This is a genomic window from Streptomyces uncialis, from assembly GCF_001905345.1.
Classification (GTDB): domain Bacteria; phylum Actinomycetota; class Actinomycetes; order Streptomycetales; family Streptomycetaceae; genus Streptomyces; species Streptomyces uncialis.
The window spans coordinates 219,009-231,657 of sequence record NZ_LFBV01000002.1 but is presented as its reverse complement, the minus strand read 5'-3'; the positions used below and the strand labels follow the sequence as shown (position 1 = coordinate 231,657).

General features: G+C 71.6%; 14 protein-coding genes and 1 pseudogene. 8 read left to right on the top strand and 7 right to left on the bottom strand.

The genetic code is table 11. From position 1 onward, the window contains the following. Nucleotides 1–5: 5 nt before the first annotated feature. The 3 genes from AB852_RS09420 (at nt 6) to AB852_RS09410 (ending at nt 2,842) form a co-directional block, all read left to right on the top strand. Entirely contained in the window at nt 6–248 is a 243-nt protein-coding gene (locus AB852_RS09420; protein WP_107499190.1) for an acyl carrier protein, read from the top strand. Between the two features lie 214 nt (nt 249–462). After that, nucleotides 463–1,224: an SDR family NAD(P)-dependent oxidoreductase gene (locus tag AB852_RS09415; RefSeq protein WP_073785998.1), complete on the top strand. Its 762-nt coding sequence runs from the start codon at nt 463–465 to the stop codon at nt 1,222–1,224. A 361-nt stretch (nt 1,225–1,585) separates the two neighbouring features. Then, on the top strand, nt 1,586–2,842 hold the full coding sequence (locus tag AB852_RS09410; protein ID WP_073785996.1) for an MFS transporter: 1,257 nt from the start codon (nt 1,586–1,588) through the stop codon (nt 2,840–2,842). Nucleotides 2,843–3,109: 267 nt separating this feature from the next. Here the strand turns inward: AB852_RS09410 and AB852_RS09405 are convergent, their stop codons facing one another. From AB852_RS09405 to AB852_RS41305, 3 genes are all read right to left on the bottom strand, one after another. Then, a complete protein-coding gene (locus AB852_RS09405) occupies nt 3,110–4,114 on the bottom strand; it encodes a GNAT family N-acetyltransferase (protein WP_143201200.1) in 1,005 nt (334 codons plus the stop codon). Next, nucleotides 4,107–5,372, bottom strand: coding sequence for a YcaO-like family protein (locus AB852_RS09400; RefSeq protein ID WP_073785992.1), 1,266 nt, complete (start codon nt 5,370–5,372; stop codon nt 4,107–4,109). The genes AB852_RS09405 and AB852_RS09400 overlap by 8 nt, the downstream gene beginning before the upstream one ends. Before the next feature lie 89 nt (nt 5,373–5,461). Beyond that, a complete protein-coding gene (locus tag AB852_RS41305; protein WP_266504771.1) occupies nt 5,462–5,593 on the bottom strand; it encodes a hypothetical protein in 132 nt (43 codons plus the stop codon). Between the two features lie 157 nt (nt 5,594–5,750). Here AB852_RS41305 and AB852_RS09395 point away from each other — a divergent pair, with 157 nt between their 5' ends. The 3 genes and pseudogenes from AB852_RS09395 to AB852_RS37730 all read left to right on the top strand — a co-directional run. Next, nucleotides 5,751–6,719 (top strand): helix-turn-helix transcriptional regulator, encoded by a 969-nt coding sequence (locus tag AB852_RS09395; RefSeq protein WP_073785989.1) that lies wholly within the window; start codon nt 5,751–5,753, stop codon nt 6,717–6,719. Between the two features lie 456 nt (nt 6,720–7,175). Next, nucleotides 7,176–7,622: a hypothetical protein gene (locus AB852_RS09390; RefSeq protein WP_073785987.1), complete on the top strand. Its 447-nt coding sequence runs from the start codon at nt 7,176–7,178 to the stop codon at nt 7,620–7,622. A 48-nt stretch (nt 7,623–7,670) separates the two neighbouring features. After that, a pseudogene (locus tag AB852_RS37730) lies at nt 7,671–7,978 on the top strand (transposase); the annotation flags it as partial. A 106-nt stretch (nt 7,979–8,084) separates the two neighbouring features. Here AB852_RS37730 and AB852_RS09385 read toward each other — a convergent pair. Together AB852_RS09385 and AB852_RS09380 are read right to left on the bottom strand one after the other, a co-directional pair. Continuing rightward, the gene (locus AB852_RS09385; protein WP_143201199.1) at nt 8,085–8,621 is read right to left on the bottom strand and encodes a hypothetical protein; all 537 of its coding nucleotides are present in this window, start codon (nt 8,619–8,621) and stop codon (nt 8,085–8,087) included. A gap of 245 nt (nt 8,622–8,866) precedes the next feature. Then, nucleotides 8,867–9,142, bottom strand: coding sequence for a hypothetical protein (locus tag AB852_RS09380; protein WP_073785985.1), 276 nt, complete (start codon nt 9,140–9,142; stop codon nt 8,867–8,869). Between the two features lie 336 nt (nt 9,143–9,478). Between AB852_RS09380 and AB852_RS09375 the strand changes: the two genes are divergently transcribed. Further along, nucleotides 9,479–10,084, top strand: coding sequence for a GOLPH3/VPS74 family protein (locus AB852_RS09375; RefSeq protein ID WP_073785983.1), 606 nt, complete (start codon nt 9,479–9,481; stop codon nt 10,082–10,084). Between the two features lie 226 nt (nt 10,085–10,310). Here AB852_RS09375 and AB852_RS09370 read toward each other — a convergent pair whose 3' ends face one another. Continuing rightward, the gene (locus AB852_RS09370; RefSeq protein ID WP_073785981.1) at nt 10,311–10,568 is read right to left on the bottom strand and encodes a hypothetical protein; all 258 of its coding nucleotides are present in this window, start codon (nt 10,566–10,568) and stop codon (nt 10,311–10,313) included. Continuing rightward, nucleotides 10,565–12,067: an amidase gene (locus tag AB852_RS09365; RefSeq protein WP_218623244.1), complete on the bottom strand. Its 1,503-nt coding sequence runs from the start codon at nt 12,065–12,067 to the stop codon at nt 10,565–10,567. The genes AB852_RS09370 and AB852_RS09365 overlap by 4 nt, the downstream gene beginning before the upstream one ends. Nucleotides 12,068–12,160: 93 nt before the next feature. Between AB852_RS09365 and AB852_RS09360 the strand changes: the two genes are divergently transcribed. Further along, on the top strand, nt 12,161–12,565 hold the full coding sequence (locus tag AB852_RS09360; RefSeq protein ID WP_073785979.1) for a MerR family transcriptional regulator: 405 nt from the start codon (nt 12,161–12,163) through the stop codon (nt 12,563–12,565). The last annotated feature ends 84 nt before the right edge of the window (nt 12,566–12,649 follow it).

Genomic DNA, 12,649 nt, shown 5'->3' with positions numbered 1-12,649 from the left:
AATCCGTGGTGAGCAACACCGACATCCTCCACGCCGTCGCCGACATCGTCCACGAGGTCGCCGGGGTGGACCCCGCCGAGGTGACCGCCGAGAAGTCGTTCACCGACGATCTCGGCGTCGACTCCCTGTCGATGGTGGAGATCACCGTGGCGGTCGAGGACAGGTTCGAGGTGAGGATTCCCGACGACCAGGTAGCGGAGCTGAGGACCGTCGGCGGTGTCGTGAACTACATCGACGGCCACCGGTGACCGCTGCCGGATGGCCTGGCCGTGGCCCCGTTCGGCTCGTGCCGTTCGTCGTCGCCCGGTCACCCGCCCCTTCCCTCCGCGGAACCCGACGCGCGCGGCGCGTCGTTGACCGGCAAGGGTTCGGACGCGCACGGGGTCGTCCCCCGGCGCCGAACAGGACCCGCTTCGGGAGAGGTGCCGCGCACACAACGGTTTCCCAGCAGGCCAGGCGGCCATGAGCCTGCTCGATCGCTTCCGGCTCGACGGCCGCGTCGCCGTGATCACCGGCGCCTCCTCCGGGCTGGGTACCGCCTTCGCCACCGCGGTGGCCGAGGCCGGCGCCGATGTCGCGCTCGGGGCCCGGCGCGCCGAGAGACTGGAGCCGGTGCGCAGGGCCGTCGAGGCGCTCGGCCGCCGTGCCGTCACCGTGCGCACCGACGTCGCCAAGCCGGAGGACTGCCGCGCGCTGATCGACGCGGCGGTGCACGCGTTCGGGCGGGTGGACATTCTTGTCAACAACGCCGGGATCAGCGGTGAACGACCTGCGGAGGAGGAGACACCTGAGCAGTTCCGCGAGGTCATCGACATCAATCTCAACGGCTCCTACTGGATGGCGCAGGCCGCGGGCGCGGTGATGCTCCCCGGCAGTGCCATCGTCAACGTCTCCAGCATCCTCGCGATGGTCACAGGTGGTCTGCCGCAGGCCGCCTACTCGGCGTCGAAAGCCGGAATCCTCGGGCTCACCCGCGATCTCGCCCAGCAGTGGACCCCCAGCAAGGGCATCCGTGTGAACGCCCTCGCACCGGGTCTCTTCACCTCCGCGATGACCGACGGCTACGCCGACGGCTATGTAGAGGCGATGATGCCGAGGGTGCTCTCAGGCCGCATCGGAGAGCCCGAGGAACTCGCCGCGGCTTTGGTCTTCCTCGTCTCCGACGCGGCGTCCTACATCACCGGCACCACCCTGACGGTCGACGGGGGCACGCACATCGCCTAGGCGACCCCACCGCGCGCGGCATCGCCGTGGATGCGCGCCGCACCAGGCGGAACGCCGCCGTCCGGCCGGTGTCCAGCACGGTGCCGCGGCTGTTCCCGGCCATCCGCAGGAGGGGCACGTCACGGGTCATGCCAGCATCGACGACGAACCGCCGGACCCCACTGCGCCTCAACGGCGCGAGCACCTTCGCTCCACCGGTACCGCGGACGTGCCTCTCCTTGCCGGGCGCGGGCGCGGGCTCGCAAGCGCCGCGGCTGTCCCGACGCGGTCACCCGGTCCGTGGTCCGGGGCGCGCGGGCGGATCGATTCCGGCACGCCCTTCCTGCGGGACCGGTCCACCGAGCACCCCAGGGAGCCAGCGATGACGACGGAGCCGACCGCAGGTGCCCTTCCGCGCGAGCCGCTCGGTGATCCGCGCCTGCTCCGCCTGGTCGCGGGCCAGGGGCTGGCGGGCTTGGTCGACGCCCTGTTCCTGATCTGGCTCACGCTCTTCGTGCTCGAACTGTCGGAACCCGGGATCGCCACAGGGCTCGTGCTCGTGGCGGCGGCACTGCCGCGGGCGGCACTCCTGCTTCCTGCGGGAGTACTGGTCGACCGCCTCGGTCCTGCCCATGTCGTGACCGGAGCCTCCTGGCTCCGGTTCGCCGTCCTGCTCGCTCTCTGCGCCCTGGTGACCTTCACCTCGCCATCGGTGACGGCGGTCGCGCTGCTCGCCGCGCTGCTCGGCGTCGCCGACGCCGCCTACTTCCCCGCTGCCCTGGCCTTGTTGCCCGCCGTCGTACCGACCGAGAAGCTCCCCCGGGTCAACGCGCTGGTGCAGGGGGCGGAGTCGGGGGGAGACCTGGTCGGCCCGGCGGTGGCCGCCGGAGTCATCGCCGCGGTCGGCTTCGACGCGACGCTCGGTGGGATCGCGGCCATGGCCGCGCTGGCCGCCGTCGCCCTCGATACGTTCGTCCGCGCGGTACGGCGCGATGAAGACGCCGGGCACGCCGCTGGTCCGGACGGCATCGACGGTGAGCAGCCCAGCAGTGCACGTGCTCTCGGCGCGGGCTTGGGATACGCCTGGCGTGAACCGCTGGTGCGAGGGATGCTGGCAGCCGTCGCCCTGATCAACATCGCTGTCGTGGGCCCCGTGATCGTGGGCGGCGCGGTGCTTGCCGATCAACGCCTGGGCGGCGCGGGATCCCTGGGCGTCGTGCTCTCCGGATTCGGCGCCGGCTCACTGGCCGGCTCACTGTCGGCGGGGGGGCGGCCGCCTGCCCGGCGTGGCTGGGCCGTGGCCGGCGGGGTCGCGGCGATCGGGGCGGGGGTGGCCGGACTCGCCGCCGTCACCCACGTCGTTGCCGCGACGGCGGTCGTCTCACTGGTCGGCCTCGGGTCCGGGTTCCTCGGAGTGGTCGTCGTGGCCACCCTGCAGGAGCGAGTGCCCAAGCACCTGCTGGGCCGAGTACTCAGCCTCGTGGTGCTGGCCACGGTGGCGTTCGACCCGCTCTCCTACCTGATCGCCGGTGTCCTGCTCCCGTACGGCACGACGACGCTGTTCCTGGTCTGCGGGAGCGCAGTCCTGGCAGGCGCCGCCCTGGTCGCCGCGAGCCCGGCGATCCGCTCCCTGCGTTGACCCTGTCGACCGCCGGTCACCTGCCGACCACCGGGCCCGGCGAAGGGGCTCCGCGAAAGGGCTCTGCGAAAGGGCTCTGCGAAGGGGCTCTGCGTGGGCCGGACAGCCATGCGCGGCCCGACCCGGGAGGCCGGTCCGCGCGGCGGCCGCTCCTCGTGCCTCGGTGGCATTCCGGGGTCGGCCCGGGAGGGCGGGCGGAGTCGGTCACCGTGATGGGGCCGGGCCCGAGTACGGCGGCCATGGGTCCCTCGACAGCGGGGGAGGGACCTACGGGCTGGCGGAGGGCACCGTCGGCGGTGCCGTCCCGGACGGTGCGTGCACATGCGTGGTCCAGGTCCGGAACCTTCGCAGGCCCATGCGCTCGTAGAAGCCTCCGGCGGCCATGGGGTTCTTCGAGTCGACGTCCAGGACGGCCCACCGGTAGCCCTGGGCCCTCGCCCGGGCGAGGGTGTGGGTGAACACGGCGCGGTACAGGCCTTTGCCATGGAGCGCGGGTTGTGTACCGGCGTTGGCGAGGTAGAGCTCGCGGTCGGTGCGGGTGTCCGTCAACTCGGTGCACATCAGGTAGCAGAGGATCTCCTGCTCGTGCTCCGAGAGGAGGAGGAACGAGGACCCGGGCCTGAAGTGCGGGCTCCCGGTGATGGTGTGGCGCCACGTCCGTGTCGTCATCGGAACGCTGCCCCAGTGATCGGCGAAGATCACGTTGCGGGCCGCCAGGAGCTGCGCGTCGAACGCGTCGTCGAAGGGCACGATCGCGGTGCCGAGCGGCATCGCCGGTGCGGCGATGGGCTGTGGGGTGCCCAGGTCCAGCCGCATGCCCCAGTGGATGCGCTCGCGCCGGTACCCCGCGGTGTCCAACGCCTCGGCGAGCCACACTTGGCCGTGGTGGGTACGGACGTGAAGCTCCAACAGGGTGCCGTCGGACAGCTCACGGTGGCGCCGGACACCGGTATCACGGCACCACTCCAGGAGTCGATGGACCATCGCTGGAGCGCGGTGCGCGGGGTGCACCGCGATGTCGAGGGTCAGTTGGCGGACAGGACCGGCGCCTTCCCGGATGCACGTGGTCGCGTAGGCGACCGGCTCACCGCCGCACCAGACGGATGCGGTACCACCGTCCAGGTCGATGCCCGAGGCGTTCAGGTTCTCGTGGACGCCGTCCGCGCCCCGGACCGCGACCCCGACCCCGTCGGCCGCTTCGCAGACGGTGAGCAGCGCCGCCACCGAGGCGGCGTCGGTGACGGCGAGCGGGCGCCATCGTGCTTCAGCCACGTCCGCGGGCCGCCATCCCGCGGGCACCGGGTACGACGACCTGCCCGTCGGTGACGAGCATGAACCGCTCCAATCCCGGCACGAGCACATTGACGACGGCGAGGTCCGCGGTGACATGGTGGTCGCGTTGGTAGACGGCGAAGCCGTGCCCTCGTAGGACGGTGAGGAGCCGGTCGAGGTGACCCTGGGGCGTGTCCGGCGCCACCGTGTCCTCGTACGCCCTGAGTTCGGCCGAAGCCAGGGCGGTGGTGAAGTCCGACAGATAGCAGGCGTGCAGCTCGGGGTACGGCCCGGTGTCGTCACGCTGCTCGGGCAGCAGGTGAGCGTACTGCTCGCGCAGGTGCATCGTGCTGTGGAGCTGGATGAGTTCACTCACTGCTCGGGTGACGGCGTACCGGCGCGACAGCGATGCTCCCCACCCGCAGATCCGGGCCGGCTGCCCATGCGGGGCCGGCAGGTAGGCCGTGTACGCCGGGACACCGAGGTCGCTGGTCATGTCGATCAAGTGGACCCGACGCCCCGTGTGCGCCTCGGCGAAGGCGAGCAGCGCGGCCACCTCGTCCGGCAGCGTCGCCGGATCCACGACGGCCAGCCGCTCGGGTCGCTCGCGGAGGAACTGGCCGATCAGCAACAGGGAGAGCGCGTCCCGCTCGATCAGCTCGTTGATCGCGTGCACGGCGGCTTCCACCGGGTCCGCGCCGGCGGCCCAGCCGTTGTTGACCGAGTAGCGGCCGACCGCGCGGTAGTCGTAGCTGTCACCCGCGACCCGGCGGGCCCGCGCTCCGGCCGCCCCCAGATACTCGGGCATGGACAGGAAGAGGGGGACGAGCACGTCCGGCGCACCGGCGAGCGACCGGTACGGCAGACAACCCAGCGACTGGTCGGGCACCCGGCCCAGCAGCCCGACTGCGATATCGCGGGACAGCGGGCCCTTGGCGAGGGTGTGGCCGCGCGCCAACCGGATCTCCGCCGGGTCCAGTCCGTCCACACCGCAGAGGTAGTGCTCCAGCGCCTCGAACAGGGCTCCCGTCCGGGCCTCGTCCCGGCTCCCCTTGCCCAGACCGAGCCCCGTGCGGAGATCCTCGCCGTCGCGGCGCAGGATGCACCGCCAGGTGCCGGGGCTGCCGTCGAGAATGGGTTCCAGATCGGCCTCCACCGAGAGAGCGGCGGCAGCGGACCGCGCGCGGTCGAACGCCTCGCTCAAGGGCAGGCTGCGCTCTCCCGACCGGGGAGCCGCGGTGTACGCGGAGGTGGTCACGGTTCATCCCGTCTGCTGGGTGACTGCGGGCCGCGGCAGGTACCCCCGCCGCGGCCCGCAGCCCGCGAATCTGCTGGCTGTGGACCGCGTCAGCTCTCGTCCGCCGACTCGTTCACCTGGCCCTGGCACTGGTCCGCGAGTTCAGCGAGGGTCTGCTCCTCGGCCGGGGCCAGCACTACCTCGTCCGGGTGGAACTTGACACGGTCCTGGAATCCGCCCATGCGTACAACCTCCTGAGACTGAGGAACCGGCCGCCTGGCCAGCGGCCGCGATCCGGGACGCGGCCCTGGCCGGGAGACGTCCTGTCACTCATCGTGGGGTCCGGGCAACGCCATGTGAATGCTTGTCCGTTCGTGCGACTTGCGCGAGAGTCCGCACATGGCCGCACCGCTGTCCGCGCCCCCACTCGGTTCCCCAGCCCTGCGCGATCCCCTCACCAGGACCCTCGAACTCACCGGCGCGCACTGCGCCCTGTCCCGTGGCCTCACCGCCGCGGGGGACTGGGCCCTGGCCTTTCCGGCGCCGGGCCGACTCGGTGTCCAAGTCGTGCTCCAAGGCGTCATCTGGCTGGTGATGCAGGGCATCGACCACCCCGTCCGACTGGAGGAGGGCGATGTCACCGTCTTCAGCGGAGACCGTCGGTACACCCTGGCGAGCGACCCCGCGGTGCCGCCGATCGACGCGCTGCCCCTGCTCCAGGCGACCACCGAGACCTTCCTGCACATCGGAGGCGAAGGCCGGGAGACCGTCGTCATCGGCGGCCACATCGACCTCAACACCGCTGGCAAGGACCTGCTGCTGACCGTGCTCCCGCCGCTGATACACGCCAGCGCCACCACGACAGAGGCCGCCACGGCCTGCTGGCTCATGAACCAGACACTGCGCGAATCCCGGTCGGACGCCCCGGGGGCCGCCTTCGCGGCACAGCACCTCGCTCAGCTGCTCCTCGTACAGGTCCTGCGCATCTTCCTGACCCGTGTGAATGCCGAAACCCACCAGACAGGCTGGCTGCGCGCCCTCGCCGACGACCGCATCGCCCCCGCCCTGCGCCTCATGCACGGAAGCCCGGCCCTTCCCTGGAGCCTGGCCCAGCTCGCCCGCGCCGCGGCCATGTCCCGCACCAGCTTCACCCTGCGCTTCAAGGAGGTCGTGGGCGTTCCGCCCCTGACCTATCTGCGGGCCTGGCGGATGCGCCTGGCGCAGCACACCCTGTGGCTGGAGGACACGCCCGTGTCGGCGATCGCCTCCTCCTTGGGCTACAGCTCGGAGAGCGCCTTCAGCAACGCCTTCAAGCGCAGCACGGGCATGGCCCCCCGCCGCTACCGGGAGGCCGTACGGGCGAGCTGAGCCGACCACTTCTCGCGCTACGGAGGCCCGGGTCGACCAGGCGGGCTTCCCCGGACGGGAAGGGCTCCTGGAGAGCCGAGCCCACGGAGGAGCGGCAGGAGGCACCGGCCTAACGGAACTCCCTGCCCCGTCGGCGGACCGGAGGGACCCTGACGTCGTTCGCCGCGCGCTACACGCCCTGTGCCGCAGACCGGACGGAACGGCTGCCGCGGCCAGGACCGTGCAGCGCAAGAGAGCGTCGGTCAGCAGAAGGCGGCGGTCAACGAGGTCTTCGGCGTGACCGTCTAACGCGGATACACAGGTAGGTGCACCGACCGAGCCCGTCCGCGACCGCAGACGGCGACCCCATCAGGACGGGGCGATACGGCGGAGCCCGGGAAGGGCCGCGACATACACTCGCGCTGAGGGCGAAGCGCCAGGCCGGGATTCCGGCCCCGGCGTGAGGGAGGGGTCAGGATGTTCCGTTCGAAGAATTCGAAGAAGAAGCTCGACGATCTGATGGCGCAGCTCAGGCCCGATTTGAGTCGGGAATCGCTCGGCGTCGGGCCCGACTTCCCGGGTGTCGCCCCGAACCCGCTGCTGAGCGGTGATGCGCGGAAGCGCAATGCGGAACTGCGTACGGGGGCGCTTGCGCTCGGCGTTCTCGTCGACTGGCGGGAGGTCAACAGCAGTCCACGCGTGGTCCTGATGTTCGACGTGGAGACCGCTGGCGGCATCTCGTTCCGCGGTATCGCGGACGAAGACCTCACGATCACCGAGCTCACCCGACTCGCCCCAGGACAGACGTTGCCCGTGCGCTATCGGCCGGCCGTCATGGACCACTACGTCGCCCTGGCCCGGGACGCGGACCCCGCTCACGTGCGGCAGCTCTCCGACGGGATCGCGAGCCGCAAGCGGACCTGACCCGAAGCCGTTGGCCGGATCCCCAAGGCTTGTCCGATGATTGATCTTGTGGCAGGTCGAGGCGGGTTGACGGACGCGGCGGGGGGAGCGACATTGATCTCCTGTTGCCGCAGGTGGGCGGGTGTGGCCGTCCGTGGCGTGATCACCTGCGGGTGACCGACGGTGTGTTGTGGCTGCTGCGGACCGGGGCCCATGGCGCGACCTGCTCGGGCGGTAGGGGCCGTGGCAGACCGTCTACGGCCGTTTCGCCCGCCGGGAGGCGGACGGCACGTGGGCAGGGCTGCCGGAACAGGGGCCGGGTGGAGTGCACCGTCCGGGTCGGCTCCACGGTCAACCGTGCCCACCAGCACGCTGCCGACCGTTCCGCGCGATCCCGACCAGATGCGACAACTCCCCGATCGTCACCGCGCCGGAATCGTCCTGGCCTCCCTGATCCTCTGGCTCCGCGAACCAGCCAGGTGCTCATTCGCCAGACACGGCCTGGCAGCCGGCGCAGCAGTAACACGTTCCTGCACAGCAGATGACGCAGTGCAGGGGGCACAGCCCGCAGCCGTAGACACAACAGTGGTCGCACGGGTCGGCCAGGATTGCGCCCAACTGCTCGTCGCTCAGGGCCAGCAGGTCTTCAAGGCCATTTCGGGGCTGCCGCACCCGTTCGAGAACCCGTTCGATCCGGTCTCGCCTCAGCTGGTCGGGAGCCTCGTCCCGTGCCCGCTCAAGCACCGGAACGACCTCGTCCGCGTCGCGCAGCCCCTCAAGCCGGGCCAGCACCTCGGCCCCGTAGTCATCGATCTCCTCGGCGTTCCTCCTCATACGCCGCTGGACCCGCATCAGCTCCTCGGCCACACCGTCCGGAGCGTCACGCCGGACCGCCTCGATCACCAACGCCTTCATGTAGTCCGGAAGGAACCAGCGATCCGTCACGAGCGCGTCGGGAACCGCCTTCTTGAGGCCGAGACCCGCAACCGCCGCGGCCCGGGCCTCGTCGTTGTCGATCATCCACTGAATGGTCGCGCGCGTCACAGGGGGTACTCCTCAGTTCATTCCCGGCGGTCCAGCGCCCACCCTCCCCTCCCGGCGCCGTGACGAAGCCCGCGCACTGCCGAGGCCGCCGCCGCTTTCACTCGCACGCATCCCGTACAGGCAGAATGCCTGCCCAGGCTCCGCAGTGAGAGCGATGTCGGCCCGGGGCGGCCGAGGAGGCCGATCAGCGCGGAGAGGTCGGAGAGGGCGCCCAGTGTGATTCAGCCGGCGCCGTAGCCCGCGGCGGGGACGATCTTCTCGAAGACCAGGGGGACCACGAAGCCGCCGACCGCTGCGAGGGTCAGCATGAGGCCCACCGCGGTGCCGATGTGCTCGGCGTCGACACGGGAGACGCCGGAGGGGACGCACAGCCATGCGGGGAAGCTGAAGCGGAACAGGAATCCGATCGCGGCCGAGAGGAACCACAGGAGCGGGGCCGAGCGGACGGGGATCAGGAACAGGGCCGCCCCCGCGCAGGTCCGCTGTCGCCCGACCACGCACTGCTTCCTGCAAGCCCTTCCCCCGGAGAATCCCATCGGCCGCGTGAGGCGTCGGGGGAGGCCGTACGGCGCTTAGGGAGGGCGCCGCGGCAGTGGTGCGGTGGTGGCTGTCGAGGACGGTGTCGAGGGCTTCGGCTTCCCGGGCGGCCGGAATCCGGCACAGCCCCCCGTTGCGGTGGCTGCGGAATCGCCCGCAGCACCGTGACGGGGCTCCTGCCGCGGGGGAGGAGGGTGATACTGGATATGAGGGCCGGTGTTCGCTGCCGGTCGGGCCCGGACACGGACCGGGCAGCGAGGACGGACCGGTGCCGATGCTTGTGAGGGGAGCCGTTCATGACCACGGCGAAAGACCTGTTCATCATCAGTCTGGACCGGGGGGCGGAGCGGTCCGTCGGCCAGGGCGACCTGTCGCTCGCACTCGCGGGAGCCGAGCTGATCGATCTCATCGGTGCCGGGACGGTTGCCGTGGACGGTGACCGTGTGGTGCCGGATGGGCCGCCGGTGCCGGACGACCGGCTTGTGGCCGAGGCTGCGGCAGGGCTCACCCGGCAGGCGCCCTACGAGCGGATCGAGGACTGGCTGTGGCGTCGGGGCCGGGACCTGACGGCCGCGTACCAGGCTGCCCTGGAGGAGGACGGCGAGCTGACCAGCAGGCGGAGCGGGGCCTCGCCCTTCGGCCCGCGGCACGTGGGACCGGTCGATTCGCCCGCGCGCCGCCGGGCAGTCGCGCGCTGGGAGGAGAACGAACCCGTCCTGGGCGCTCTCGCCTCGGCCGTCGGCATCGGCGAGGAACGGTCCGGCGACGAGCCCGGCCTCGCCGACGAGGCGGTGACGGCAGTGGTGGCCGCTGTCCACGACGCGGTGATGGAGCTGGAGGCCGTGCGTCAGAGGCGGTCCATCGAGAGCTCGGCCTTCGCCAATCTGTGGCGCGGCGTGTGAGCCGGCCGGTGATGCAGGCGCCGTAGACCCCGGTCATGGACGCGCCGTGGAGCCCGGTGCCCGCGGCTTCATCGGAAGCCGCTGGCGCCGGGCCGTTGTCCCCGTGTGATCAGGGGGGAGCGACGCCGAGGGACAGGCCCGCATGGTTCTCGGCGTTCCCTCGCCGGTAAGCGTGGCGTGCCTCGGCGCGCGGGGCGAGTGACGACCCCAGCGCCGCGACCGGCTCCTACCGGTCCTCCCTCCCGACGTGGCTCGGCGCGGCCCGAACCGCCGGGTCCGTTCGTGGCGCGGGCCCGATCCCGTACAGCGTGTCCAGCGCGGCACGCTGGGCCGGGTAGGCCAGAACGAGGGCGGCCACCTCCGCCTCGTGGGCGGGCAGTCGGGCGGCGGCCAGCAGAGCTCGTGCGACCGAGGCCGGGTCGGAGGCCGCCTGGGCGGGTTCCTGCGGTCCTTCTGCTGATCCCTCCGCGCGCGGCTCGGTCATCCGGACCTCCCCGCTCCCGGGCCGGTGCCGGCCAGGTCCGGGACCCGCAGATGCCAGCCGGTAAGCCGCTGCAAGGCGTCCCCGACACACAGGACACGGTGGTCCCCGCCGACGGGGCCGGCGATCTGGAGCGAGAGCGGCAGCCCACGGCCGGTCCGGCCGATGGGGAGGGCCAGCACCGGATTGCCCACGGCGTTCCAGTACGGGGTGTGGATCATGGAGAAGACCTGTTCGTCGTTCTGATGGCCGTGTGCGTCGGAGAGGACGGCAAGGTCCGGTGCGCCGATCGACGCGGTGGGACAGACGACGATGTCGACCTCCTCGAAGAGCGCGTCGAGCGCCCGCTGAGCCGCTCGCCGTACGCGCTGGGCCTGGACGTAGTCCGCCCCGGAGACGAAGGCCGCCCGCGCCAGCAGGCCCCGGGTGGCGGCGAAGTAGTCGTTCCAGCGCTCGATCAGATCGCCTCGGTGGTGGGCCAGGCCCTCACTGATCGCCGTGGCGAGGGTGGCCTGGACCGTCTGGGCCCGGTACGGCAGGACGACAGCGCAGGCCCTGGCACCCAGACCGGTGAGCCGGCCGACCGCCGCCTCGAAGGCGGTGGGGACCGCGGGGTCCCCACCCGGCGGGAAATGCCCCTCGTGCACGACCCCCATCCGCAGTCCGCTGAGATCGGGCGGCCGGTCGGCGGCGTCGTCCCACCCGGAACCACTGTCCCAGCGGGCCCGTCCGTCATGGGGAGGGCCCGCCAGCACGTCCAGGACCGCGGCACAGTCCCGTGCGCTCCGCGCCAGCGGCCCGATCCGGTCCAGGCTCGGCGCCAGCGGTACGCAACCGTCCCGGGGCACCAGGCCGTACGTGGGCATCAGCCCGGTCACCCCGCAGAAGGCGGCCGGCATCCGGATACTGCCGCCCGTGTCCGAACCGAGGCCGGCCAGGAACAGACCGGCGGCGACACCGCTGGCGGTACCCGAACTCGACCCTCCCGCCCAGGCGGACGGATCGTAGGGATTGCGGGGGACCGGGAACGGCTTGGCCGGGTCCGGTATGCCGCAGCCGAACTCCATCGTGGTCGTCTTACCCATGACGACGGCTCCCGCGGCTCTCAACCGGGCGGTGACAGTGGCGTCGTGACGGGTGTCCCGGAACGGATTCGGGACCAGGCTCTGGGCGGTCGTGGGCCCCTCCGCAGCCGCGATCAGGTCCTTGATCCCGAAGGGGATGCCGTGCAGCGGGCCCCGGTCCAGCCCGGCGGCGAGTTCCCGGTCGGCCTGCTCCGCGGCGAGGAGCGCGGTCTCGTCGAACCGCGCCAGACAGGACCCGAGCAACGGGTCGTACAGGTCGGCCGAACGGATGGCGTCCTCCGTGAGCGCGACACTGCTGATCTCTCCCGCCCGCAGCGCGCGCGCCGCACCGCTCAGCGTGCGAACGGCTTCACGGGACGCCGCGGAGGACCGGGACGGTGACGGTGACGAGGTTCCGGACATGGCGTGACGAGGCATGGGAATCCCCTCGCGGATAGTGGTCCGTGCCCTTCTCAGGGATGGTCCGGTGCCCACCTTGCCCGCTCGATCCGGGTTGAGTTCAATGGAGGGATGACGGACGATTCCGTGCCCATCCGGAAAGTCGCCGACCACTTCGGACTTCCGCTCTCCACCCTGCACTACTGGGAGCGCCGGGGGCTCGTCACACCTCACCGCCGAGCGGGAATGCGCTGCTACGACACCGACCAGCTGTACCGCATCGCACTGATCCGATTATGGCGCGGCACCGGAACGATGTCGCTGGACGAGATCGCCTCGCTCCTGGCGGGGCCGGCCGCCGACGGCCTGTGGCGGCGGACCGTCGTCGACCGGATCGCCGCCATCGAGGCCCAGCGAACCCGGCTCGGCGCTGCCCAGACCTATCTGAGTCATCTGCTCACCTGCCCGCACGATGAGGCATTGGACCGCTGCCCCGGCTTCCGCTCCCGCACCCCCGTCCCCCCTTCACCGTCGTGATGGTGCGGGACAACGAGAAGCCCGGCGAGAACCGGATCGCCACCGCGCAATACCGGCCCTCCCGCTGCCAGGTGGTACGGGCCG

Bases quoted from the DNA above. Each gene is read 5' to 3' on its own strand.
- AB852_RS09415 (WP_073785998.1), top strand. From the start codon at position 463: ATGAGCCTGCTCGATCGCTTCCGGCTCGACGGCCGCGTCGCCGTGATC.
- AB852_RS09410 (WP_073785996.1), top strand. From the start codon at position 1,586: ATGACGACGGAGCCGACCGCAGGTGCCCTTCCGCGCGAGCCGCTCGGT.
- AB852_RS41305 (WP_266504771.1), bottom strand. From the start codon at position 5,593: ATGGGCGGATTCCAGGACCGTGTCAAGTTCCACCCGGACGAGGTAGTG.
- AB852_RS09395 (WP_073785989.1), top strand. From the start codon at position 5,751: ATGGCCGCACCGCTGTCCGCGCCCCCACTCGGTTCCCCAGCCCTGCGC.
- AB852_RS09390 (WP_073785987.1), top strand. From the start codon at position 7,176: ATGTTCCGTTCGAAGAATTCGAAGAAGAAGCTCGACGATCTGATGGCG.
- AB852_RS09385 (WP_143201199.1), bottom strand. From the start codon at position 8,621: ATGATCGACAACGACGAGGCCCGGGCCGCGGCGGTTGCGGGTCTCGGC.
- AB852_RS09375 (WP_073785983.1), top strand. From the start codon at position 9,479: ATGACCACGGCGAAAGACCTGTTCATCATCAGTCTGGACCGGGGGGCG.
- AB852_RS09370 (WP_073785981.1), bottom strand. From the start codon at position 10,568: ATGACCGAGCCGCGCGCGGAGGGATCAGCAGAAGGACCGCAGGAACCC.
- AB852_RS09365 (WP_218623244.1), bottom strand. From the start codon at position 12,067: ATGCCTCGTCACGCCATGTCCGGAACCTCGTCACCGTCACCGTCCCGG.
- AB852_RS09360 (WP_073785979.1), top strand. From the start codon at position 12,161: ATGACGGACGATTCCGTGCCCATCCGGAAAGTCGCCGACCACTTCGGA.